Here is a 21,365-nt window from a genome sequence, read left to right on the forward strand (position 1 = left end):
TGCTCCCGGTTGAGACGGTCCGTACCGCTGTCAAGCAGTCGCGGCCCGGCCGCCTTGCCGGTAAACTACGGCTTTCCAGCGGCAGTAAAACCATGACTCCCCTGATTTTCGTCACCGGCGGCGTGGTGTCCTCGCTAGGCAAGGGCATTGCGGCAGCCTCGCTGGCGGCCATCCTCGAAGCACGCGGCCAGCGCGTGACGATGATGAAGCTCGACCCCTACATCAACGTCGATCCGGGCACGATGAGCCCGTTCCAGCACGGCGAGGTCTACGTCACCGACGACGGCGCCGAGACCGACCTGGACCTGGGCCATTACGAGCGCTACCTGCGCACCCGGCTCAGCCGCAAGAACTCGATCACCACCGGCCGGATCTACGAGAACGTGATCCGCAAGGAGCGCCGCGGCGACTACCTCGGCGGCACCGTGCAGGTGATCCCGCACATCACCGACGAGATCAAGCGCTGCATCGTCGAGGCCACCGAAGGCTTCGACGTGGCCCTGGTCGAGGTCGGCGGCACGGTCGGCGACATCGAGTCGCTGCCGTTCCTGGAGGCGATCCGCCAGCTGCGCACCGAGCGCGGCCCCGAGTACGCGCTGTTCATGCACCTGACCCTGGTGCCGTTCATCGCCGCCGCCGGCGAGCTCAAGACCAAACCGACCCAGCATTCGGTCAAGGAACTGCGCTCGATCGGTATCCAGCCCGACGTGCTGCTGTGCCGCAGCGAACAGCCGCTGCCCGCCAGCGATCGCCGCAAGATCGCGCTGTTCACCAACGTGCCGGAAAAGGCCGTGATTTCGGCGGTCGACCTGGACAACATCTACAAGCTGCCGCAGTGGTTCCACGAGCAGGGCCTGGACGCGATCGTGCTCGACCGCCTGCGCATCGACGCCGGTCCGGCCGACCTGCGCGAATGGCACGAGGTGGTCGACGCCAGCGAGCATCCGGTCGACGAGGTCTCGATCGCGGTGGTCGGCAAGTACATCGACCACCAGGACGCCTACAAGTCGCTGGCCGAGGCGCTCAAGCACGGCGGCCTGCGCCAGCGCACCAAGGTCAAGCTGAAGTGGCTGGAATCCAGCGAGATCGAACGCGATGGCGTGGCGTCGCTGGAGGGCGTCGACGGCATCCTGGTGCCCGGCGGCTTCGGCGACCGCGGTTTCGAGGGCAAGGTCGCGACCGCCAGGTACGCGCGCGAGAACGGCGTTCCCTACTTCGGCATCTGCTACGGCATGCAGGCGGCGGTGGTCGATTACGCCCGCCACGTCGCCGGCCTGGACGGCGCCAACAGCACCGAGAACGACAAGGCCAGCGCGCATCCGGTGATCGGCCTGATCACCGAGTGGCGCACCGCCACCGGCGAAGTCGAGCGCCGCAGCGAGGACAGCGACCTGGGCGGCACCATGCGCCTGGGCCTGCAGGATCAGCGCCTCAAGCCCGGCACCCTGGCGCGCGAGCTGTACGGCAAGGACGTGGTCGGCGAGCGGCACCGCCACCGTTACGAGTTCAACAACCGCTACCGCACCCAGCTCGAGGACGCCGGCCTGGTGATCGCGGCCAAGTCGATGGACGATCTGCTGGTCGAAATGGTCGAACTGCCGAAGTCGCAGCACCCGTGGTTCCTGGCCTGCCAGGCGCACCCGGAGTTCCTGTCGACGCCGCGCGACGGCCACCCGCTGTTCATCGGTTTCGTGCGCGCGGCGCGCGAGGCCAAGGCCGGCGGCCGCCTGCTCAAGGAAGCCAGCGCATGACTCTGACGTTCGTAGGCACGACCCTCAACGGAGCAGCCCGATGAATTTGTGCGGATTCGAAGTCGGCCTGGACCGGCCGTTCTTCCTGATCGCCGGCCCCTGCGTGATCGAATCGATGCAGTTGCAGCTCGACGTCGCCGGCCAGCTCAAGGAGATCACCGGCGAACTCGGCATCCCCTTCATCTTCAAGTCCAGCTTCGACAAGGCCAACCGCACCTCGGCGACGAGCTTCCGCGGCCCGGGCATGGAAGAAGGCTTGAAGGTGCTGTCCGAGGTCAAGCGCCAGCTCAACGTGCCGGTGCTGACCGACGTGCACGAATACACCCCGATGGCCGAGGTCGCCTCGGTGGTCGATGTGCTGCAGACGCCGGCCTTCCTGTGCCGCCAAACCGACTTCATCCAGAACGTGGCGCGCGCCGGCAAGCCGGTCAACATCAAGAAGGGCCAGTTCCTCTCGCCCTGGGAGATGAAGCACGTCACCGCCAAGGCCAAGGCCGTCGGCAACGAGCAGATCATGGCCTGCGAACGCGGCGCCAGCTTCGGCTACAACAACCTGGTCAGCGACATGCGCTCGCTGTCGGTCATGCGCGACACCGGTTGCCCGGTGGTGTTCGACGCGACCCACTCGGTGCAGCTGCCCGGCGGCATGGACGGCAAGTCCGGCGGCCAGCGCGAGTTCGTGCCGGTGCTGGCGCGCGCGGCGATGGCGGTGGGTATTTCCGGCATCTTCATGGAGACCCATCCGCGACCCGAGGAGGCCTTGTCCGACGGCCCCAACGCGGTGCCGCTGCCCAAGATGCGCGCGCTGCTGGAGACGCTGGTCGAGCTGGACCGCATCACCAAGAAGAACGGTTTCCTCGAGAGTTCGTTCTGATGGGACCCGGCGGCGGCAGGCGTCGCAGTGTCCGGATCCCGGCGATCGCGGCCGCCACGCTGGCGCTCGCGTTCGCGGCGTCCGCTCCGGCCGCTCCGCCGCCGCCTCCTGCGCCGCCCGCCGAGGCCGCCAAGGCGCCGACCGCCGACGAAAGCCTGTACCAGTCGCTGGCCGACCTCGCCGGCAAGCTGTACGAGTGCGTAGGCCCCTACATGCAGGAAGTCGGCGGCCCGAAGGTGGCGGCGAAGATCCACGCCGCCGGCCGCTATCCGGCCCTGGTGGTGAGCGCGTCCAGCGTGCTCGGCACCGGCCATCTGAGCGTGCTGTCGGCACGCGACAACCCCGCCGGCAGCGCCGGCCAGACCCAGTCGCTGATCGTCGCCCTGGGCGTGTTCGGCAGCGGCGACGGCGGCTCGATCCGACAGAACATACTGCGTGCCAAGGCCGTGGCGATTGTCGCCAGCGAGATCGCCGGCGTCAGCGAAGGCCGCTGCGCGGTCCCGCCCGAGCTGAGCACCGCGATGGCGCGCGTCCCGCCCGAGCTTTGACCCCGAACTTGCGCCGCCCCCGCGAATTTCATTCCATACCCCTCAATCTCCGGTCCCTCTACCGCCCATGACCACGATCACCAAGATCCACGCCCGCGAAATCCTCGACAGCCGCGGCAACCCCACGCTCGAGGCCGAGGTCACCCTGGCCGACGGCAGCTTCGGCCGCGCGATGGTGCCCTCGGGCGCCTCCACCGGCAGCAAAGAGGCGGTGGAACTGCGCGACGGCGACAAGACCCGCTATCTGGGCAAGGGCGTGCGCAAGGCGGTCGAGAACGTCAACATCGCCGTCGCCCAGGCCCTGACCGGCTTCGACGCCGCCGACCAGGCCGGCCTGGACCAGCGCCTGATCGACCTGGACGGCACCGAGAACAAGGGCCGCCTGGGCGCGAACGCGCTGCTCGGCGTGTCGATGGCCAACGCCCACGCGGTCGCCGCCTCGCGCAAGCTGCCGCTGTGGCAGTACCTGGCTGACGGCCGTGCCCCGGTGCTGCCGGTGCCGATGATGAACATCATCAACGGCGGCGCCCACGCCGATAACAACGTCGACCTGCAGGAATTCATGATCCTGCCGGTGGGCGTGCCCAACTTCGCCGAGGCGCTGCGCGCCGGCGCCGAGGTGTTCCATGCGCTCAAGTCCGTGCTCAAGGGCCGCGGCCTGAGCACCGCGGTCGGCGACGAGGGCGGATTCGCGCCCGACCTGCGCAGCAACGAAGAAGCCCTGGAGACCATCCTCGAGGCGATCGGCAAGGCCGGCTACAAGGCCGGCGAGGACATCCTGCTGGGCCTGGACGTGGCGTCCACCGAGTTCTACGACAACGGCAAGTACCACCTGGTGGGCGAGGGCAAGCGCCTGACCAGCGAGCAGTTCGTCGATTTCCTCGCCAACTGGGCCGCGCAGTACCCGATCGTGACCATCGAAGACGGCATGGCCGAGGACGATTGGGCCGGCTGGAAACTGCTCACCGAGAAGATCGGCAGCAAGATCCAGCTGGTCGGCGACGATCTGTTCGTGACCAATCCCAAGATCTTCAAGGAAGGCATCGACCAGCACGTCGCCAACGCCATCCTGATCAAGGTCAACCAGATCGGCACCCTGACCGAGACCCTGGAAGCGATCGCCATGGCCGACGCCGCGCGTTACGCCGCGGTGGTCTCGCACCGCTCCGGCGAGACCGAGGACACCACCATCGCCGACATCGCCGTGGCCACCAGCGCGACCCAGATCAAGACCGGCTCGCTGTGCCGCAGCGACCGCGTCGCCAAGTACAACCAGCTGCTGCGCATCGAAGAACAGCTCGGTGCCGCCGCCCGCTACGCCGGCCGCGACGCGTTCGTGTCCTTGAAGCGCTGAGCGGACCGGGGAGGGCGGGCATGCGCTGGCTGAGAGTGCTGGTGGTGGTCCTGGCGGGCCTGCTCGCCTTCCTGCAGTACCGTCTGTGGGTGGGGCAGGGCGGCACGCGTTCGGTGGCCGCGCTGCAACAGCAGGTGCAGCAGCAGACCCGCGACAACGGCGGGCTGCGGCAACGCAACGCCGCGCTCGCGGCCGAAGTCGAGGACCTCAAGTCCGGCGAGGCCGCGGTCGAGGAACGCGCACGCAGCGAGCTGGGCATGATCAAGCCCGGCGAGACCTTCTACCGCGTGGTCGAACCCGAAAGCCCGAGCAGCGCCCAGGCCGCACCGGCCGACGCGGACGCCGTCAAACCGTGACCGCGGGGTCGTGCCTACGCGCCGCTTGCCGCAGTACGGCCGCGGAGCCGCGCCGATGAGCGCGCCAATGAGTGCACCGGTCTGGGCGGTGATGCCCGCCGCGGGGCGCGGCACCCGTTTCGGCGGCGGGACTCCCAAGCAATACCTGCTCGCGGCCGGCAAGCCGCTGATCGCGCATGCGCTGGACGCCTTGCTCGCGCATCCGCGCGTGGCCGGCGCGATGGTCGCGCTGGCCGCGGACGATGCGCTCTGGCCGGGCTGGAGCGAACGCCAGGGCAAGCCGGTGCTGCGCTGCGTCGGCGGCGGCGAACGCGCCGATTCGGTGCTCGCCGCCCTGCGCGCGCTGCCGGACACGGTCGGCGACGAGGCCCTGGTGCTGGTGCACGACGCTGCCCGGCCGAACCTGCGCCGCGAAGACCTCGACGCCCTGATCGCGGCGGCCGAAGCCGAGCCCGACGGCGCCATCCTCGGCGCGCCGCTGCGCGACACCCTCAAACGCGCCGACGACCGCCGCATCCTGGTCACCGAACCGCGCGACGGCCTGTGGCGCGCGTTCACCCCGCAGGCGTTCCGGCGCGGCGCCCTGACCGCCGCGCTGCGCGACGCCGCGGCCGCCGGCCTGGTCGCGACCGACGAGGCCGCGGCGATGGAACACGCCGGCCGGCACCCGCGATTGGTGGAAGGCCGCGAGGACAACCTCAAGGTGACGACGCCGGCCGATCTGGCGTTGGCGGAATATCTGCTGGGCAAGGCTTAACGGCAGGGCCGGGCATCGGCCTGTGGCGGTCGCTCCCGCCGCGCGGGTACAAACGCGCGCGACCACAGCAAGCGCGAACGAATTCAATTCAGGAACAGTTATGAGAATCGGCCAAGGCTACGACGTCCACGCATTCGGCGACGGCGACCACATCATGCTCGGCGGCGTGCGCGTGCCGCACGATCGCGGCGTGCTCGCCCACTCCGACGGCGACGTGGTCCTGCATGCGCTGTGCGACGCCATGCTCGGCGCGCTGGCGCTGGGCGACATCGGTCGCCACTTCCCGCCCAGCGACGAGCGTTGGCGCGGCGCCGACAGCCGCCGCTTCCTGCGTCACTGCAACGAACTGATCGGGCAGCGCGGCTACCGGGTCGGCAACGCCGACGTCACTGTGATCTGCGAACGGCCCAAGGTCGGCCCGCATGCGCAGGCCATGCGCGAGGCGATCGCGGCGGACCTGGGCATCGCGGTCGACGCGGTCAGCGTCAAGGCCACCACCACCGAAAAGCTGGGCTTCAGCGGACGCGGCGAAGGCATCGCCGCGACCGCGATCTGCCTGCTGGTGCCGGCATGAGCGCAGAACCTGGCCTGGCGCGCGCCCACGGCGCGCCCGCGCTGCGCGCGCGCATCCGCAGCGTGGCCGAGGATTTCCAGGTCGAGGAACTGCCCGGGTTCGAGCCCAGCGGCAGCGGCGAGCATCTGCTGCTGACGATCGAGAAGCGCGGCATGAACACGGCCTTCGCGGCCAAGCGGATCGCCGCTTGGGCCGGCGTCGGCGAGCTGGCGATCGGCTACGCCGGTCTCAAGGACCGCCATGCGCTCACCCGCCAGCGTTTCAGCGTGCACCTGCCCAAGCGCGTGGCGCCGGATTTGGCGGCCTTGCAGCAAGAGTCCGCATCGGGCGAGGGCCTGCGGGTGCTGGACAGCGCCTGGCACGCCAAGAAGCTGCCGCGCGGTGCGCTGGCCGGCAACCGCTTCGTGCTGACGCTGCGCGAGCTGGAAGGCGATCGCGCGGCGATCGAGGCGCGTCTGCAGGCGCTCGCCGCGCGCGGCGTGCCCAATTATTTCGGCGAACAACGCTTCGGCCGCGACGGCGACAACGTCGCCAACGCCCTGGCGATGTTCGGCGGGCGCCGGGTGCGGCGCGAACAGCGCAGCCTGTTGCTGTCGGCGGCGCGTTCGGAACTGTTCAACCGGGTCCTGGCCGCGCGCGTGAACGCGGACTGCTGGGACCGACCGCTGGACGGCGAGGTCTGGATGCTCGACGGCAGCCGCAGCGTGTTCGGTCCGGAGCCGTTCGACGACACTCTGGCCGCGCGCCTGGCCGCGTTCGACATCCACCCCAGCGGCCCGCTCTGGGGCCGCGGCGAGTTGCGCAGCCGCGATGCCGCGGCCGCGATCGAGCAGGCCGCGCTGGACGGCGAGGACGCCGCCGCGTTGCGCGCGGGCCTGGAGCAGGCCGGTCTCAACCAGGAACGCCGCGCCCTGCGGCTGCGTCCGGCGGGGCTGAGCTGGCGCTGGATCGAGGCCGCCGAAGGCACCGCACTGGAGCTGGATTTCGTCCTGCTGGCGGGCGCTTATGCCACGGTCGTACTCGCGGAACTGGGCGATATCGCAACGTTCGTTCGGCCCTGATCGACCGTTCGTCGGAAAGCAACGGGCGGCACTGGTTGCCTTCGAGGGCGGGCGTATAAGCCGGAGGTATGTTCGGCAATGGGGCCGGGCATGCATCTGGAGACGGGATCATGAGCGCCTTACGAGTTGCCGTTCTGTCGCTGTCCATACTCGGCCTGTCCGCCTGCGCCGGGCACAGCACCAAAACCGCCTACGTGCCGCCGCAGAAGGCACCGTCGATCATGGACAACGACGAGGTCTACATGGCGCAGGTCGAGCGCATCGCGCGTCGCCGCGGCATCGATGTGACTTGGGTCAATTTGCCGCGCAAGCAGGTCGCCAAGCACAGCGAAGATTGAACCTGCTCAGCGCCGCCTGACCGGCGGCGCGAGCAGCACCAGCACCGCTCCGGTGCCGCCCTGCGAGGGCGGCGCGGAGTGGAAGGCCAGTATGTCGCCGCGCTGCCGTAGCAGCCGGTCGACCAGATTCTTCAGCACCGGCAGCCCCCGGCTGTCGACGTAGTCCGCGCCGCGGCGGCCCTTGCCGTGGATCACCCGTACGCAACCCAGGCCGTGCTCGCGCGCGTCGTGCAGGAAGGCGCGCAGCAGCGCCTCGGCCTCGCGCACGTCGCTGCCGTGCAGGTCCAGTTCTTCCTGGGCCGAAATCTCGCCGCGGCGCAGGCGCTGGAACACCCGCGGCGGCAGTTCGTCGCGACGGTAGGACAGGGCGTCGCCGGATTCGAGCTCGCCGCTGCCGCTCAGGCTGGCGTCCAGGGCATGCCGGAACTCCTCGCGCGCCAGCGCTTCGTCGCGCTCGGCCATGCGCGCACGCGGCTTGGGCCTGGGCGCGGCCGGCGGTAACGCGGCCTCGGGCAGGCGCCGCACCGGCCCGACCGCGGACCGGAACAGTTCGGCTTCGTCTTCGTCGCGGTCGTCGGGCATGGGCGAATTTTAGCAGGGGCGTCGTGGCAGCCAGATATCGCTACGACGCCTTCGATCCGGGTAGGAGCGGCGTAAGCCGCGCCTGCGACGCTTCGGCTGCAGCATGGGTCGCGGCTTACGCCGCTCCTACCCCAAGTCAACCGGCGATTTTTCCGATTCTGGCCGCAGAGGACCGGATCGAGGCCGCTGCGGCGCCCCGCACGCGCGAGCGCGGGAGCCGGTAACGCCCATCGGCTATCATGGTCCCGTGCGCCGTTCGCGCGCGCTCCCGAGGTTGCGAAGGACCTTCGTTCCACGAACCTCGGTGCCAACCCCGTTTCGAAAGCTGTGCGGTAACGCAAGGGAGTCCATGCGAGTTCTCGTGAGTAACGACGATGGCGTCGACGCCCCCGGCATCCGCGTCCTGGCGCAGACCCTGCGCGAGGCCGGCCATGAAGTGCTGGTGGTCGCCCCCGACCGCGACCGTTCCGGCGCGAGCAACTCGCTGACCCTGGACGCGCCGGTGCGCGTGCACCAGCTCGACGCCTCGACCTGGCGCGTGCACGGCACCCCGACCGACTGCGTCCACGTCGCGATCACCGGCATGCTCGAGGTCGAACCCGACCTGGTCGTGTCCGGCATCAACAACACCGCCAACCTCGGCGACGACGTGATCTATTCCGGCACCGTCGCCGCGGCGATGGAAGGCCGCTTCCTGGGCCTGCCGGCGCTGGCGATGTCGCTGCAGACGGTGGACCACGACGGCAAGCATTACGAAACCGCCGCGCGCGCCGCGGTCGAGATCATCGCCCGCCTGCGCACCGACCCGCTGCCGGCCGATACCATCCTCAACGTCAACGTGCCCGATCTGCCCTGGGCCGAGATCGCCGGCTTCGAGGTCACCCGCCTGGGCAACCGCCACCGCGCCGAGGCCTGCATCCCCCAGCGCGATCCGCGCGGCCGCCAGTGGTGGTGGATCGGCGCCGCCGGTCCGGAGCAGGACGCCGGCCCCGGCACCGATTTCCACGCCCTGCGCCGCGGCTGCATTTCGATCACCCCGATCCATGTCGACCTGACCCGTTATCAGGCCCTGGATCAGGTCGCCAGCTGGGTCGGCGGGCTCGCCGCCGAGCTGGAGCGGAGCGAATGAGCGTGCGCATGCGTCTGCAACCCGAAGCGATCGGCACCGGCATGACCTCGCAGCGCGTGCGCGACCGCCTGGTCGAGCGCCTGCGCGACAACGGCATCGCCGACGAGCGCGTGCTCAATGCGATCCGCACCGTGCCGCGCCATCTGTTCGTCGACGAGGCCCTGGCCACGCGCGCCTACGAAGACACCGCGCTGCCGATCGGCCACGGCCAGACCATTTCCCAGCCCTGGGTGGTGGCCAAGATGACCGAGGCCCTGCTGGCCGACGGCGTGCCGGGCAAGGTGCTGGAGATCGGCACCGGCTCGGGCTACCAGGCCGCGATCCTGGCCGCGCTGGGCCTGGAAGTGCACACCGTCGAGCGCATCGGCGAATTGCTGCGCACCGCGCGCAAGCGCTTCCGCCAGCTCGGTTTGAACGTGCGCAGCAAGCACGACGACGGCCGCATCGGCTGGCCCGAAAACGGCCCCTTCGACGCCATCATCGTCACCGCCGCGGCCCCGGCGCTGGTCGACGCGCTGACCGCGCAGCTCGCGCCGGGCGGCACGCTGATTGCGCCGGTCGGCGGCTCGTCGTCGCAGTCGCTGCTGCAGCTGCGCAAGGACGTCGAAGGCAACGTCAGCCAAACCACGCTCGCGCCGGTGGTGTTCGTGCCGCTGCTGTCGGGCATGATCGATTGAACGCCGCACGCGACAGGGACTTTCCGTGAAGATTTTCGGGCCGCTCTACGAGCGCACACTGGCCTGGGCCGGCCACCCCCGCGCCCCGGCCTATCTGGCCGGGCTGAGTTTCGTCGAGGCGATCATCTTCCCGGTGATGCCGGAAGTGATGCTGGCGCCGATGTGCGTGGCCCAGCCCAAGCGCGCGTTCTGGTTCGCCGCCTTGAGCCTGCTCTGTTCGATGGCGGGCGCCCTGGTCGGCTATGCGCTGGGCCACTACGCGTTCGAGGCGCTCAAGCCGATGTTCGCGGCCCTGGGCATGCTCGACAATATCGAGGCGGGCATCGCCACGGTGCAGGCCAAGATGGCCGAGTCGCCATGGGCGGTGTTCACCTTCCTGGTGATCGGCGGCTTCATGCCGATTCCGATGAAAGTGTTCACCTGGGCGTCGGGCATCGTCGGCGTTCCCATGCTGCAATACGTGCTGAGCATGCTGATCGGTCGCGGCAAGCGGGTGTTCCTGCTGGCGCTGGTGATCCGGATCGGCGGGCCGCGCGCCGAGGCCGCACTGCGTCGTTACATCGAGCCGTTGGGCTGGATCGCGACCGCGGTGCTGGTGCTCGGCATCGGCTGGCTGTGGTGGCACGCCCAATCTGGAGCATGAACGCGCGCATGATCAACAACGGACTGTCGCCCCTCGGCACCAATTCCGGCACCAATTCCGGCACGATTCCCGGCACGGCCAAGAGCGGCCGTGTCGTGCTCGCGTTCGCCGCAGCACTCGCGCTGGCGGCCTGTTCGAGCACGGTGATCCGCGAACCTTCGCGCGGCGGCCGCGCGCCGGTGCGGGTGTCGACGCCCAAGTACGGCGCCACCGCGGTGGTTCAGCGCGGCGAGACCATGTACGGGATCGCCTTCCGCAACGGCATCGACGCGCGCGACCTGGCGGCGTGGAACGGCATCAGCGCGCCGTACATCATCTATCCGGGTCAGCGCCTGAAGCTGTATCCGTCCGGCGGCAACGCCTCGGCCCCGCGACCGCCGGCTGCGCGGCCGCTGCCGAGCCGGCCGCCGACCAGCGTCCCCGGCACGACCACGCCGCGCCCGCCGGTCGCTACCGCGCCTTCGCGTCCGCCGCCGGCCCCGGTCGCGCCGGTCAGCAGCGGCATCGCCTGGCGCTGGCCCGCCGATGGCCAACTGCTCAGCCGCTACGTCTCCGGCGAGCCGACCAAGCAGGGCATCGACATCGCCGGCAGCAGCGGCGCGCCGGTGCGCGCGGCCAGCGACGGCGTGGTGGTGTACTCGGGCTCGGGCCTGGTCGGCTACGGCGAACTGATCATCATCAAGCACAACGACGCCTGGCTGTCGGCCTACGGCCACAACCGCAATCGCCTGGTCAACGAAGGACAGCTGGTGAAGTCGGGCCAGCAGATCGCCGAGATGGGCCGCAGCGGCGCCGCACGCGACATGCTGCATTTCGAGGTCCGCTACAACGGCAAGCCGGTCGATCCGTTGTTGTATCTGCCGAAGAAATAGTCGGGCCGCTCTTGTCGGTCCGCGGCAAGCTCCTTATGATCCACCCGTTTTCGCGGTTCTCGCGAATACCGTAAGCGTTCACGTCAAGCAACGCTGCTGTTCGTTCCCTTCGGGGGCGAAAGGCGCCTCCGCTTGACCGGATTAGGGAGATCCCCATGAACGCTTCAGACAAATCCACCATTCTCTTCGGCATCCCCAAGCTTCCCGCGCGCTACGGCTCGTTGGTCATGCCTTTGCTGCTGTCCCTTTTCATGACCTGCATCGTGTCGCTGATCAGCACGATCAAGAGTGTGGGCATGTCGGATCAACTCATGTCCAAGTGGTTGGGCGCCTGGGGCATATCCTGGCTCATCGCGTTTCCGGTGCTGCTGCTGGCCTTGCCTGTCGTGCGCAAGGCAACCGCAGCGCTGGTGCGGGCAGCCTGACAATTCATTCGAGCCGAAGCCGTTTCGCGGCTCGGCTCGATTTGGGCGCTCGACGCGTTCGCTCCGGGCGAAACCGCATCGGCTTCGGGGTAGGAGCGGCGTCAGCCGCGATCGCGAAACTACCTTTGCGACGTGGGTCGCGGCTTACGCCGCTCCTACCCCAAGGCCACGGCGGGATTGGCCGAGTAGCGATTGCGCCCGTTCGGCGACGCCGAAATCGCGGCTCACGCCGCTCCCGCAACAGGCCGCGATGGCGAGTCCTGGACGTCGCGGACCTTATCGGTGTGTCGTGCACAACGAACTGCGGCGCGTGTAGTCGTAGCCCCAGGTCCGATGGCCGGCGGTGTCGACGTGGATCGCGCCGGAGTCGTAGAAGCCCAATCCGAAGCGTCGCGCGGCGCCATGCGTTCGCCAGTAGTCGCACAAGCGCCGGCGCAGGCCGTCGTCGGGGGGCAAGTCGAAGTCCAGCGCCGCGTTGCTCAGGTGCTTGCTGCCGTCGGCGCCGCCCTCGCAGCGGTTCAAGCTCCGGTCGCGGTAGCCAGAGCCTACGCCCACCCGGTTCAGCAAACCGGCGGCGCGCAGGTCCCGCACCAGGCGCAGCGTCGGCACCATCGCCGGCCATTGCGGTTGCGGCGGGACTGCGTACTCTTCGGCCGCGCAAGGTTTCCAGCGCCGTGCGCTGCGCAGCAATTGCTCCGGCGCCAGCACGTCGGCGACGCCGTGTTTGCTCAGATAGGTCAGATAAGCGTCCGTGGCCGAGGCGTGGGACAGGCGCCAGCGTGCATAGCGTTCGGCTGCGGTTGGGGCGGTCGGCGCCGGCGCGCAGGCGCCGATCGCGACCGCCGCCAACAGGACCAGCGGCGCGGCGCGCGGGCTCACGCGCCCAGCACGAACCCCGCGACCACGCGCCGGCCTTCGCCGGCGAGCACGTTGAAGGTGCGCGCGGCGGCGGCGTTGGTCATCACTTCCAGGCCGATGCCGCGGCCGAGGCAGGCGGCCTGGGTGGCCGCGGGCGGAAACACCTGGCGTTCGCCGCTGCCGAGCACGATCAGCTCCGGCTCCAGGGCGAGCAGGGGGGCGAGGTCGTCCGCGCTGAGCTCGCGCACGTCGGCGACCGCCCAATTCTCGATCAGGCGGTCGGGGGCGAGCACGAAGCTGGTTTCCAGGCGCCGCTCATTGACCAGCGCGGCCTGACCGTCGGCGCCGCGCAGGTAATAGGTGTGGTCCGGGTTTTCCAGGGTGAGCTGCATGGGGCCGGGCTCGGGATGGGCTGAACGGGGCGGTCGGAGGAGCGGCCGGGGCCGGGTCTCAGGACCGCGGCAGCACGATCTGGCGCTTGTCCTTGCTCTGGCGGTAGAACACGGCGGTATGGCCGATGCGCTGGACCAGGGCGGCGCCGGTGCGCTCGGCGAGCTCGCCGATCATGGCGTCGCGGACCTCGCGGTCGTCGGCGGCCACCTTGACCTTGATCAGCTCGTGGTGTTCCAGGGCCAGGTCGATCTCGGCCACCAGGGCCTCGGTGATGCCCTTGCCGCCGACTTGCAGCATCGCCTTCAGGTCGTGCGCCTGGCCCCGCAGGAATCGAGTCTGGGCGGAGGTCAGGAGGGTCGGCATTCGGGCACGCAACAGGGGACGGAGGGGGCGTCAGGGTATCATGGCCTTCCCCCCGCCCTCCGGCCGCCATGGCAACCCGCAGCAAGAGCAGCCAACGTTGGCTCAAGGAACACTTCTCCGACCCCTTCGTCAAGAAGGCCAAGGCGGAGGGGCTGCGTTCGCGTGCGGCCTACAAGCTGGAGGAACTGGTCGAGCGCGACCGCCTGCTCAAGCCGGGCATGGTCGTGGTCGACCTGGGCGCCGCCCCGGGCGGCTGGTCGCAGTGGGTCCGCCAGGCCCTGGGCGCCAAGGGCCGGGTCATCGCCCTGGACATTCTCGAGATGCCCAGCCTGGCCGGGGTCGAGTTCCTTCATGGCGATTTCAGGGAGGATGCGGTCCTATCGCAGCTGGAGGCCAGCCTGGGCGGACAGGCGGTGGACCTTGTGCTGTCGGACATGGCCCCCAATATGAGCGGTGTGGATGCGGTGGACCTGCCGCGAGCGATGCACCTGTCGGAGCTGGCGATGGATTTCGCCGACCGCCATCTGCGCGTGGACGGTGCGTTCCTGATCAAGCTGTTCCAGGGCGTGGGTTTCGACGATTACGTGCGCGAGCTGCGCCGTCGCTACGCCAAGGTCTCGATCCGCAAACCCGCGGCCTCGCGCAAGCGTTCGACGGAAGTCTATGCGCTGGCACAGGGCAAGCGGGCGCAAATTAAGTAAGGTGCGAGACCCGGGCCCGGCCCGGCGTCACGCTCTCTCGGCGCAAAGACGCGCCAGCGGCAACCATGCCCCCCACGGGCAGCAGGCAGGAACTGAATGAACGATTTGGCCAAGAATCTGTTGCTCTGGGTGATCGTCGCCGTCGTACTGATGGTGGTGTTCCGGGCGTTCGGGCCGCCTGCGGTCGGTGCCGATGGCCTCGCGTACGACCAGTTCGTGCAGCAGGTCCAGAGCGACCGGATCAAGCAGGTCAACATCTCCGAGGATCGCACCACGATCAACGGCGAGCGCAAGGACGGCACCAAGTTCACCACCTACGCGCCGGCCGACAAGGATCTGGTCAACGACCTGATCAACCACAAGGTCGCGATCGAGCAGGCGCCGCCGCAGAGCGGCCCGTCCCTGTTCATGATCCTCATCAACGTACTGCCCTGGCTGCTGTTCATCGGCATCTGGGTCTATTTCATGCGCCAGATGCAGCAGGGCGGCAGCAAGGGGGCGATGAGCTTCGGCCGTTCGCGCGCCAAGCTGCAGGGCGAGGACCAGGTCAAGGTGACCCTGGCCGACGTCGCCGGCTGCGACGAAGCCAAGGAAGAAGTCGGCGAGCTGGTCGAGTTCCTGCGCGATCCGACCAAGTTCCAGAAGCTCGGCGGCAAGATTCCGCGCGGCGTGCTGATGGTCGGCCCGCCCGGCACCGGCAAGACCCTGCTGGCCCGCGCCATCGCCGGCGAGGCCAAGGTGCCGTTCTTCTCGATTTCCGGTTCCGACTTCGTCGAGATGTTCGTCGGCGTCGGCGCCAGCCGCGTGCGCGACATGTTCGAGCAGGCCAAGAAGCACGCGCCCTGCATCATCTTCATCGACGAAATCGACGCGGTCGGCCGCCATCGCGGCGCCGGCCTGGGTGGCGGTCACGACGAGCGCGAGCAGACCCTCAACCAGCTGCTGGTCGAGATGGACGGTTTCGAAGGCGGCGAAGGCGTGATCGTGATCGCCGCGACCAACCGCCCCGACGTGCTCGATCCGGCGCTGCTGCGTCCGGGCCGTTTCGACCGCCAGGTCGTGGTCGGCCTGCCCGACGTCAAGGGCCGCGAGCAGATCCTGCGCGTGCACATGCGCAAGCTGCCGCTGGCCGACGACGTCGTGCCGATGACCATCGCGCGCGGCACCCCGGGTTTCAGCGGCGCCGATCTGGCCAATCTGTGCAACGAGGCGGCGCTGTTCGCCGCGCGCGAGAACGGCAAGGAAGTGCGCATGGAGCACTTCGACAAGGCCCGCGACAAGATCATGATGGGCACCGAAAACCGTTCCATGGCGATGAGCGAAGAGGAAAAGCGCAACACCGCTTACCACGAAGCCGGCCATGCCATCGTCGGCCGCCTGGTTCCCGATCACGATCCGGTCTACAAGGTCACCATCATCCCGCGCGGCCGCGCGCTGGGCGTGACCATGTACCTGCCGGAAGGCGACCGCTACAGCTACAACAAGATCAACATCGAAAGCCGGCTGTGCTCGCTGTACGGCGGACGCGTGGCCGAGGAGCTGGTGTTCGGCGCCGACATGGTCACCACCGGTGCGTCCAACGACATCGAGCGTGCGACCAAGATGGCGCGCAACATGGTCACCAAGTGGGGCTTGTCCGAACTGGGTCCGATCACCTACGGCGAGGAAGAGGACGAAGTGTTCCTCGGCCGCTCGGTCACCCAGCACAAAAACGTGTCGGACGAGACCGCGCGCAAGATCGACGAGGTCGTGCGCGACATTCTCGACAACGCCTACGCGCGCACCACGCAGATCCTGAAGGCCAACATGGACAAGCTGGAGATGATGGCCGAGGCCTTGCTGCAGTACGAGACCATCGACGCCACCCAGATCGACGAGATCATGGAAGGCCGCGTGCCGGGTCCGCCGGCCGACTGGATCAAGTCGGGCAAGACCAGCAAGGACGACAAGGGTCGTCCGGGCGCTATCGGCGGGCCTGCGGCGCAGACCTGATCGGTTGCTGGTTCGCGAATATAAAAAACGCCGGGCTCGTCCCGGCGTTTTTCGTTTGAGGGCTAGCTGCGTCGTGCGGGAGGGTTCATCGCGGCTTACGCCGCTCCCACAGACACAGACAGGCCGAGCGAGCCGCCGCCACTGTGGGAGCGGCGTAAGCCGCGATCGCGAGATTCCGCCGGTGCTGGAAGTAGGCTTCAGGCCGAGCCAGCGACCCTCATCCGAAGCCCGCAGCGCATCCACGAGGCCCTGCGCGGTAGCATGCCCGTTCGCACCCGGCACCCGCACGAGACCGCCCATGTTCGACCTCGCCCAGACCCTGGACTGCAACGGCCGCGCCCTCAGGCTTGATCGGCCGCGCGTGATGGGCATCGTCAACGTCACCCCGGATTCGTTCTCCGACGGCGGCGCCCACGACAGCCTGGGCGCCGCAGTCGCGCATGGCCTGAAGCTGGCGGAGGAGGGCGCCGACGCGCTCGACATCGGCGGCGAATCCACCCGGCCGGGCGCGGACGAGGTGCCCGTCGAAGAAGAATTGCGCCGGGTGATTCCGGTGATCGAACGCCTGGCGCGCGAGACCGCGCTGCCGATCAGCGTCGACACCTCCAAGCCCGAGGTCATGCGCGCCGCGGTGGCGGCGGGCGCGGGACTGATCAACGACGTCTATGCCCTGCGCCGCGACGGCGCGCTCGATGCCGCGTCCGCGCTGGGCGTGCCGGTGGTGCTGATGCACATGCAGGGCGAGCCGCGCAGCATGCAGGCCGCGCCGCAGTACGACGACGTGGTGGCGGAAGTGCACCGCTTCCTGGCCGAGCGCATCTTCGCCGCCGAGATGGCCGGCATCGCCAAGAAGCGGATCGTGGTCGATCCCGGCTTCGGCTTCGGCAAGACCCTGGAACACAACCTGATCCTGCTGGCGCAGCTGGAGCGCTACGCCGAACTCGGCGTGCCGGTGCTGGCCGGCCTGTCGCGCAAGAAGAGCATCGGCGAGCTCACCGGCCGCACGGATGCGCGCGAGCGCGTGCACGGCTCGGTCGCCGCGCACCTGATCGCGGCCCAGCGCGGCGCGCGCCTGCTGCGGGTGCACGACGTCGCCGCGACCGTGGATGCGCTCAAAGTCTGGGCAGCGGTCGCGGCGCAGGCCATGCCGCGTCGCGCCTCGGCGCCGTCGATGCCGAAGTGGCCGGACGACGAATAAGGCCGCTGCGTCCGCGCGCGCTTCATCGCTTCAGCACAGGCGAACGCACTCGCTGCCCTTGGGCAACGACGTTCCTACGAACGCCGCATTCGCACACATCCGAGCTCGCTGGCAGGGCCTCGATCCGATGTCCGCGACCGCGGCGCAAGATCGCCTATCCGCGCACAGCCCATCGCCCGCTCGAAAGGCCGCATCCGCGCCGATACGAGGGCGATCTGCGCGAGCGCCATCCGGCGACGGCGATTGCGCAGCGCGTTGGACAAAATATCGCCAAACTTGTTGCGCCCCTTATTCCGTCTGGCCTGCGCTGCATCCATCGCGGATCTGTCCGCAGGCTTGTCCACAGGCGATGTGGATAGACGCGATACTCGCAGCGCAAACCCACATCGCGATGCCTAGTCAAGCTTGACGCAGGCGGGAATTTGGTCGTTCGCGCATCGCGAAACTCGCCACGACGCGCATGCCGAAACGCGTCGCGCTGTCAAACATTTTCGCTGGTCATTTTTTCGCCAATATCCTTGCGGGCCTTGCTGCGCCTGGCTTTGCGCAGGCTTCGCGCGCGACTGTCCGCAGGCTTGTCCACAGGCGATGTGGATAGTCGCGATACGGCGCGCGTATTGCGTCGCAGCATGCTTTTCGCGGCGATTCGGTCTTGACGAAATCGCCGGCATCGGTTCCACGATTCGCGCTCGAACAGCGCATTCGCCGCATGCGTCATCGCCGCGCCAAGTCAAGCGATTTAGTTGGTCATTTTTTCGCCATACCTCTTGCGCCCCTTGCTGCGCCTGGCTCTCAGCATGCCCGTCCCGATTCTGTCCGCAGGTTTGTCCACAGGCTTTGTGGATAGCGCGCGGGCACTGGCGAAATTTTGACCGAATCGCGCGCGGCCCTTGCCGCGCCTGCGCCGCAGCGGCTTATCAACAGGCTTGCCCCAGCGCTTCTCCACAAGCGCTGTGGAAAGCGGCGGCGGGCGTCGCGCTTCCGCCGCGCGCGCGCCTGTGCGAGGCTGCGCGCTCGCCTCCGTACCAGAATCGTATCCTCCGCATGTCCGCCGACCCGCGCCCGCTCGCGATCGCCCTGATGGGCCCGACCGCCTCGGGCAAGACCGCGCTCGCCCTGGATTGGGCGCAGCGCTACGGCGGCGAGATCGTCAGCGTCGACTCGGCCCTGGTCTACCGTGGCCTGGACATCGGCGCGGCCAAGCCCAGCGCCGAGGAGCAGGCGCGGGTGCCGCACCACCTGATCGACCTGCGCGAGCCCTGGCAGCCGTACTCGGCCGCCGAGTTCGCCGCCGACGCGCGCCGCGCCCTGGACCAGATCGCCGCCCGCGGCCGCCTGCCGATCCTGGCCGGCGGCACCGGGCTGTACTTCCACGCCCTGCTGCACGGCCTGGCGCCGATGCCCGAGGCCGACCCGGCGCTGCGCGAGCAACTGCAGGCCGAGGCCGGGCGGCGCGGCTGGGCGGCGATGCATGCCGAACTGACCGAACTGGACCCGGAGGCCGCCGCGCGCATCCACGCCACCGACGCCCAGCGCATCCAGCGCGCGCTCGAGGTCTACCGCCTGTCCGGCCGCCGCATCAGCGACTGGCGGCGCGAGGCCGCCGGCGCGCCGCGCCTGCCGTACCGGGTGCTGAAGCTGGTGCTGGCGCCGGCCGACCGCGCGGTGCTGCACGCGCGCATCGCGCTGCGCTACGACGCCATGCTGGCTGCAGGCTTCCTCGACGAGGTCCGGGCTTTGCGCGCATTGCCGGAATTGCAGGCGCATCCGCGGCCGTTGGAGTTGCCGGCCCTGCGCGCGGTCGGCTATCGCCAGGCCTGGGAGTTCCTGGACCGCTGCGAGCGCGACGGCGGCGCCGACCCGGTCGAGTTCCGCGACCGCGGCATCTACGCCACCCGCCAGCTCGCCAAGCGCCAGCTGACCTGGCTGCGCGGCGAACTCGACGCCCGCTGGCTGGACCCCGGCGCCGACCGGGAGGCGCTGGAGCGGGCGGCGGCGCTGTTCCTCGGCGGATCCCGGCACGTGCTTCGCAAAGCCTGAATCCTGGCCGTATCCGCAATGGCCACTTGCGTTACCATCGGCCGGTCGCCGCTGTGGGGACAGCTACCGGCGACGCGGCCCGCAGGATGCCTTTGGGCCGTCTTTGGCACCCGAACCTTATAACTAGAAAGCTGGGGAACTACCGATGTCCAAGGGGCAATCCTTACAGGATCCTTTCCTGAATGCGCTGCGGCGCGAACGCGTGCCGGTCTCGGTCTACCTGGTCAACGGCATCAAGCTGCAGGGCACGATCGAATCCTTCGACCAGTTCGTGGTCCTGCTGCGCAACACCGTGAGCCAGATGGTCTACAAGCACGCGATCTCGACCGTGGTCCCCGCGCGCAATGTCCGCGTCGGCCCGGGCGGCGGCTATGTGCAATCCGGCGAAGGCGGCGGCGCCGAGGGCGACGACGAGAACGAGTAAGCGCGGGGCCCGGACGCAGGGATGAGATGATGGCGGGACCGTCGCGTCCCGCTGTGCTTGCATTCCCGGTTTTCCTCCCCATTTAGCAAACTCGATGTTCGAGCGCTCCCGCAAAGGCGAACACGCCTTACTGATCCAGCCCCACGCCGGCGGTCCGCCGGAAGAGGGACTGCTGGAAGAATTCGCCGACCTGGCCAAGTCGGCCGGCGCCACCGTGGCCGCCGTGCTGACCGCGCGCATCGACCGCCCCAACGCGGCCATGCTGATCGGCAGCGGCAAGCTGGCCGAGGTCAAGGCCGCGGCCGACGCCACCGGCGCCGACCTGATCCTGGTCAACCATCCGCTCTCGCCGGGCCAGGAACGCAACCTGGAACGCGCGCTGGAGCGCCGCGTGGTCGACCGCACCGGCCTGATCCTGGATATCTTTTCGCAGCGTGCGCATAGCGCCGAAGGCAAGCTGCAGGTCGAACTGGCCCAGCTCAAGCACATGGCCACGCGCCTGGTACGCGGCTGGACTCACTTGGAACGCCAGCGCGGCGGCTCGATCGGCCTGCGCGGCCCCGGCGAAACCCAGCTCGAAACCGACCGCCGCCTGCTGCAGAAGCGCCTGGAGCAATTGCAGAAGCGCCTGGACAAGGTCGAAGTGCAGCGCACCCAGATGCGCCGTGCGCGCGTGCGCAGCGAGCTGCCGCGAGTGGCCCTGGTGGGCTACACCAACGCCGGCAAGTCGACCCTGTTCAACGCCCTGACCGGCGCCGAGGCCTACGCCGCCGATCAGTTGTTCGCCACCCTCGACCCGACCGTGCGCCGGATCGAGCTGTCCGGCGGCGGCGTGGTGCTGGCCGACACGGTCGGTTTCGTGCGCGACCTGCCGCACGAACTGGTGGCCGCGTTCCGCTCGACCCTCTCGGAATCGCGCGAGGCCGACCTGCTGATCCACGTGATCGACGCCGCCGACCCGCTGCGCGACGAGCGTGTGGCCCAGGTCGATTCGGTGCTGCAGGAGATCGGTGCCGGCGACCTGCCTCAGCTACTGGTGTTCAACAAGATCGACCGTCTGGACGGCTTGCAGCCGCGCATCGACCGTCCGGGCGAGGGTCACACCCGGGTCTGGCTGTCGGCGCGCGAAGGGCGCGGGCTGGACCTGCTGCGCACGGCCCTGGCCGAGGCGCTGGAGCTGCGCCATGTCGCCGGGCGCCTGCGGGTGCCGTCGCAGGCCGCGCGCCTGCGCGCCCGCCTGCACGAGCTGGGAGCGGTGCGCAACGAGCTCGCCGACGAGCACGGCTGGGAGCTGGAGGTCGATCTGGCGATCGCCGACGCCCAGCGTCTGTTCGCCCAGCCGCACGGCGAACCGCTAAGGTCTTTGCTGGAATCGGTGGCTGTGCCGGACGACCTTGCTTGAGGCGGCCCGAACCCCAACCTAGAATCAACCGACCCGTAAGCTGAACACGGGTG

The 21,365-nt window shown here is 69.1% G+C and carries 24 protein-coding genes; 20 read left to right on the top strand and 4 right to left on the bottom strand.

Annotated elements, in window-relative coordinates:
* Positions 1–92: 92 nt before the first annotated feature.
* The 9 genes from ASD78_RS16040 (at position 93) to ASD78_RS16080 (ending at position 7,613) form a co-directional block, all read left to right on the top strand.
* Entirely contained in the window at positions 93–1,751 is a 1,659-nt protein-coding gene (locus ASD78_RS16040; protein WP_055901160.1) for a CTP synthase, read from the top strand.
* Between the two features lie 40 nt (positions 1,752–1,791).
* Complete coding sequence (gene kdsA, locus ASD78_RS16045) at positions 1,792–2,625, top strand: 3-deoxy-8-phosphooctulonate synthase (RefSeq protein ID WP_055901157.1); 834 nt, start codon at positions 1,792–1,794, stop codon at positions 2,623–2,625.
* Positions 2,625–3,173: a hypothetical protein gene (locus ASD78_RS16050; RefSeq protein ID WP_056103244.1), complete on the top strand. Its 549-nt coding sequence runs from the start codon at positions 2,625–2,627 to the stop codon at positions 3,171–3,173. Before kdsA ends, ASD78_RS16050 begins: the two co-directional genes overlap by 1 nt.
* Before the next feature lie 67 nt (positions 3,174–3,240).
* Positions 3,241–4,527, top strand: coding sequence for a phosphopyruvate hydratase (gene eno / locus ASD78_RS16055; RefSeq protein ID WP_056103247.1), 1,287 nt, complete (start codon positions 3,241–3,243; stop codon positions 4,525–4,527).
* A gap of 20 nt (positions 4,528–4,547) precedes the next feature.
* Positions 4,548–4,883, top strand: a complete 336-nt coding sequence (gene ftsB, locus ASD78_RS16060) for a cell division protein FtsB (RefSeq protein ID WP_055901149.1) — start codon at positions 4,548–4,550, stop codon at positions 4,881–4,883.
* 67 nt (positions 4,884–4,950) lie between these two features.
* Complete coding sequence (ispD, locus tag ASD78_RS16065; RefSeq protein ID WP_056103250.1) at positions 4,951–5,640, top strand: 2-C-methyl-D-erythritol 4-phosphate cytidylyltransferase; 690 nt, start codon at positions 4,951–4,953, stop codon at positions 5,638–5,640.
* 100 nt (positions 5,641–5,740) lie between these two features.
* On the top strand, positions 5,741–6,214 hold the full coding sequence (gene ispF / locus ASD78_RS16070) for a 2-C-methyl-D-erythritol 2,4-cyclodiphosphate synthase (protein ID WP_056103251.1): 474 nt from the start codon (positions 5,741–5,743) through the stop codon (positions 6,212–6,214).
* Positions 6,211–7,275 carry a tRNA pseudouridine(13) synthase TruD gene (truD, locus tag ASD78_RS16075; RefSeq protein ID WP_056103254.1) on the top strand — a complete coding sequence of 355 codons (1,065 nt, stop codon included), beginning with the start codon at positions 6,211–6,213 and terminating at the stop codon, positions 7,273–7,275. Before ispF ends, truD begins: the two co-directional genes overlap by 4 nt.
* 110 nt (positions 7,276–7,385) lie before the next feature.
* Entirely contained in the window at positions 7,386–7,613 is a 228-nt protein-coding gene (locus ASD78_RS16080) for a hypothetical protein (protein WP_055901139.1), read from the top strand.
* A gap of 6 nt (positions 7,614–7,619) precedes the next feature.
* On the opposite strand, the gene ASD78_RS16085 is transcribed toward ASD78_RS16080, so the two are convergent.
* Positions 7,620–8,195: a Smr/MutS family protein gene (locus tag ASD78_RS16085; protein ID WP_056103258.1), complete on the bottom strand. Its 576-nt coding sequence runs from the start codon at positions 8,193–8,195 to the stop codon at positions 7,620–7,622.
* Positions 8,196–8,544: 349 nt separating this feature from the next.
* On the opposite strand from ASD78_RS16085, the gene surE reads away from it, so the two are divergent.
* The 5 genes from surE to ASD78_RS16110 all read left to right on the top strand — a co-directional run bounded on the left by surE (position 8,545) and on the right by ASD78_RS16110 (position 11,941).
* A complete protein-coding gene (surE, locus tag ASD78_RS16090; protein WP_055901134.1) occupies positions 8,545–9,324 on the top strand; it encodes a 5'/3'-nucleotidase SurE in 780 nt (259 codons plus the stop codon).
* On the top strand, positions 9,321–10,001 hold the full coding sequence (locus ASD78_RS16095; RefSeq protein ID WP_056103260.1) for a protein-L-isoaspartate(D-aspartate) O-methyltransferase: 681 nt from the start codon (positions 9,321–9,323) through the stop codon (positions 9,999–10,001). Before surE ends, ASD78_RS16095 begins: the two co-directional genes overlap by 4 nt.
* Positions 10,002–10,026: 25 nt before the next feature.
* Entirely contained in the window at positions 10,027–10,644 is a 618-nt protein-coding gene (locus ASD78_RS16100; RefSeq protein ID WP_056103263.1) for a YqaA family protein, read from the top strand.
* On the top strand, positions 10,641–11,516 hold the full coding sequence (locus ASD78_RS16105; protein WP_235566521.1) for a peptidoglycan DD-metalloendopeptidase family protein: 876 nt from the start codon (positions 10,641–10,643) through the stop codon (positions 11,514–11,516). The genes ASD78_RS16100 and ASD78_RS16105 overlap by 4 nt, the downstream gene beginning before the upstream one ends.
* 155 nt (positions 11,517–11,671) lie before the next feature.
* A complete protein-coding gene (locus ASD78_RS16110) occupies positions 11,672–11,941 on the top strand; it encodes a DUF2798 domain-containing protein (RefSeq protein ID WP_056103266.1) in 270 nt (89 codons plus the stop codon).
* Between the two features lie 276 nt (positions 11,942–12,217).
* Here ASD78_RS16110 and ASD78_RS16115 read toward each other — a convergent pair whose 3' ends face one another.
* Genes ASD78_RS16115 through yhbY form a run of 3 tightly spaced genes read right to left on the bottom strand, consistent with a single transcriptional unit; the run spans position 12,218 to position 13,555 of the window.
* Complete coding sequence (locus ASD78_RS16115; protein ID WP_056103268.1) at positions 12,218–12,820, bottom strand: D-Ala-D-Ala carboxypeptidase family metallohydrolase; 603 nt, start codon at positions 12,818–12,820, stop codon at positions 12,218–12,220.
* Positions 12,817–13,191 carry an Mth938-like domain-containing protein gene (locus ASD78_RS16120; RefSeq protein ID WP_055901119.1) on the bottom strand — a complete coding sequence of 125 codons (375 nt, stop codon included), beginning with the start codon at positions 13,189–13,191 and terminating at the stop codon, positions 12,817–12,819. Before ASD78_RS16120 ends, ASD78_RS16115 begins: the two co-directional genes overlap by 4 nt.
* A 58-nt stretch (positions 13,192–13,249) precedes the next feature.
* Complete coding sequence (yhbY, locus tag ASD78_RS16125; protein WP_055901116.1) at positions 13,250–13,555, bottom strand: ribosome assembly RNA-binding protein YhbY; 306 nt, start codon at positions 13,553–13,555, stop codon at positions 13,250–13,252.
* Positions 13,556–13,623: 68 nt separating this feature from the next.
* Between yhbY and rlmE the strand changes: the two genes are divergently transcribed.
* From rlmE to hflX, 6 genes are all read left to right on the top strand, one after another.
* The gene (gene rlmE / locus ASD78_RS16130; RefSeq protein ID WP_055901112.1) at positions 13,624–14,256 is read left to right on the top strand and encodes a 23S rRNA (uridine(2552)-2'-O)-methyltransferase RlmE; all 633 of its coding nucleotides are present in this window, start codon (positions 13,624–13,626) and stop codon (positions 14,254–14,256) included.
* A gap of 96 nt (positions 14,257–14,352) precedes the next feature.
* Positions 14,353–16,248: an ATP-dependent zinc metalloprotease FtsH gene (ftsH, locus tag ASD78_RS16135; RefSeq protein ID WP_056103271.1), complete on the top strand. Its 1,896-nt coding sequence runs from the start codon at positions 14,353–14,355 to the stop codon at positions 16,246–16,248.
* Positions 16,249–16,546: 298 nt separating this feature from the next.
* Positions 16,547–17,446: a dihydropteroate synthase gene (folP, locus tag ASD78_RS16140; protein WP_056103275.1), complete on the top strand. Its 900-nt coding sequence runs from the start codon at positions 16,547–16,549 to the stop codon at positions 17,444–17,446.
* Positions 17,447–18,490: 1,044 nt separating this feature from the next.
* Complete coding sequence (gene miaA / locus ASD78_RS16145; protein ID WP_056103277.1) at positions 18,491–19,486, top strand: tRNA (adenosine(37)-N6)-dimethylallyltransferase MiaA; 996 nt, start codon at positions 18,491–18,493, stop codon at positions 19,484–19,486.
* 145 nt (positions 19,487–19,631) lie between these two features.
* Positions 19,632–19,910 carry an RNA chaperone Hfq gene (gene hfq / locus ASD78_RS16150; RefSeq protein ID WP_055901099.1) on the top strand — a complete coding sequence of 93 codons (279 nt, stop codon included), beginning with the start codon at positions 19,632–19,634 and terminating at the stop codon, positions 19,908–19,910.
* Between the two features lie 94 nt (positions 19,911–20,004).
* Complete coding sequence (hflX, locus tag ASD78_RS16155; protein ID WP_055901095.1) at positions 20,005–21,312, top strand: ribosome rescue GTPase HflX; 1,308 nt, start codon at positions 20,005–20,007, stop codon at positions 21,310–21,312.
* The last annotated feature ends 53 nt before the right edge of the window (positions 21,313–21,365 follow it).

Source organism: Lysobacter sp. Root667 (genome assembly GCF_001427715.1).
GTDB lineage: Bacteria > Pseudomonadota > Gammaproteobacteria > Xanthomonadales > Xanthomonadaceae > Lysobacter.

What these genes read in the sequence shown, in the direction of transcription:
- ASD78_RS16040 (WP_055901160.1), top strand. Translation starts at nt 93, where the DNA reads ATGACTCCCCTGATTTTCGTCACCGGCGGCGTGGTGTCCTCGCTAGGC.
- kdsA (WP_055901157.1), top strand. Translation starts at nt 1,792, where the DNA reads ATGAATTTGTGCGGATTCGAAGTCGGCCTGGACCGGCCGTTCTTCCTG.
- ASD78_RS16050 (WP_056103244.1), top strand. Translation starts at nt 2,625, where the DNA reads ATGGGACCCGGCGGCGGCAGGCGTCGCAGTGTCCGGATCCCGGCGATC.
- eno (WP_056103247.1), top strand. Translation starts at nt 3,241, where the DNA reads ATGACCACGATCACCAAGATCCACGCCCGCGAAATCCTCGACAGCCGC.
- ftsB (WP_055901149.1), top strand. Translation starts at nt 4,548, where the DNA reads ATGCGCTGGCTGAGAGTGCTGGTGGTGGTCCTGGCGGGCCTGCTCGCC.
- ispD (WP_056103250.1), top strand. Translation starts at nt 4,951, where the DNA reads ATGAGTGCACCGGTCTGGGCGGTGATGCCCGCCGCGGGGCGCGGCACC.
- ispF (WP_056103251.1), top strand. Translation starts at nt 5,741, where the DNA reads ATGAGAATCGGCCAAGGCTACGACGTCCACGCATTCGGCGACGGCGAC.
- truD (WP_056103254.1), top strand. Translation starts at nt 6,211, where the DNA reads ATGAGCGCAGAACCTGGCCTGGCGCGCGCCCACGGCGCGCCCGCGCTG.
- ASD78_RS16080 (WP_055901139.1), top strand. Translation starts at nt 7,386, where the DNA reads ATGAGCGCCTTACGAGTTGCCGTTCTGTCGCTGTCCATACTCGGCCTG.
- ASD78_RS16085 (WP_056103258.1), bottom strand. Translation starts at nt 8,195, where the DNA reads ATGCCCGACGACCGCGACGAAGACGAAGCCGAACTGTTCCGGTCCGCG.
- surE (WP_055901134.1), top strand. Translation starts at nt 8,545, where the DNA reads ATGCGAGTTCTCGTGAGTAACGACGATGGCGTCGACGCCCCCGGCATC.
- ASD78_RS16095 (WP_056103260.1), top strand. Translation starts at nt 9,321, where the DNA reads ATGAGCGTGCGCATGCGTCTGCAACCCGAAGCGATCGGCACCGGCATG.
- ASD78_RS16105 (WP_235566521.1), top strand. Translation starts at nt 10,641, where the DNA reads ATGAACGCGCGCATGATCAACAACGGACTGTCGCCCCTCGGCACCAAT.
- ASD78_RS16110 (WP_056103266.1), top strand. Translation starts at nt 11,672, where the DNA reads ATGAACGCTTCAGACAAATCCACCATTCTCTTCGGCATCCCCAAGCTT.
- ASD78_RS16120 (WP_055901119.1), bottom strand. Translation starts at nt 13,191, where the DNA reads ATGCAGCTCACCCTGGAAAACCCGGACCACACCTATTACCTGCGCGGC.
- yhbY (WP_055901116.1), bottom strand. Translation starts at nt 13,555, where the DNA reads ATGCCGACCCTCCTGACCTCCGCCCAGACTCGATTCCTGCGGGGCCAG.
- rlmE (WP_055901112.1), top strand. Translation starts at nt 13,624, where the DNA reads ATGGCAACCCGCAGCAAGAGCAGCCAACGTTGGCTCAAGGAACACTTC.
- ftsH (WP_056103271.1), top strand. Translation starts at nt 14,353, where the DNA reads ATGAACGATTTGGCCAAGAATCTGTTGCTCTGGGTGATCGTCGCCGTC.
- folP (WP_056103275.1), top strand. Translation starts at nt 16,547, where the DNA reads ATGTTCGACCTCGCCCAGACCCTGGACTGCAACGGCCGCGCCCTCAGG.
- miaA (WP_056103277.1), top strand. Translation starts at nt 18,491, where the DNA reads ATGTCCGCCGACCCGCGCCCGCTCGCGATCGCCCTGATGGGCCCGACC.
- hfq (WP_055901099.1), top strand. Translation starts at nt 19,632, where the DNA reads ATGTCCAAGGGGCAATCCTTACAGGATCCTTTCCTGAATGCGCTGCGG.
- hflX (WP_055901095.1), top strand. Translation starts at nt 20,005, where the DNA reads ATGTTCGAGCGCTCCCGCAAAGGCGAACACGCCTTACTGATCCAGCCC.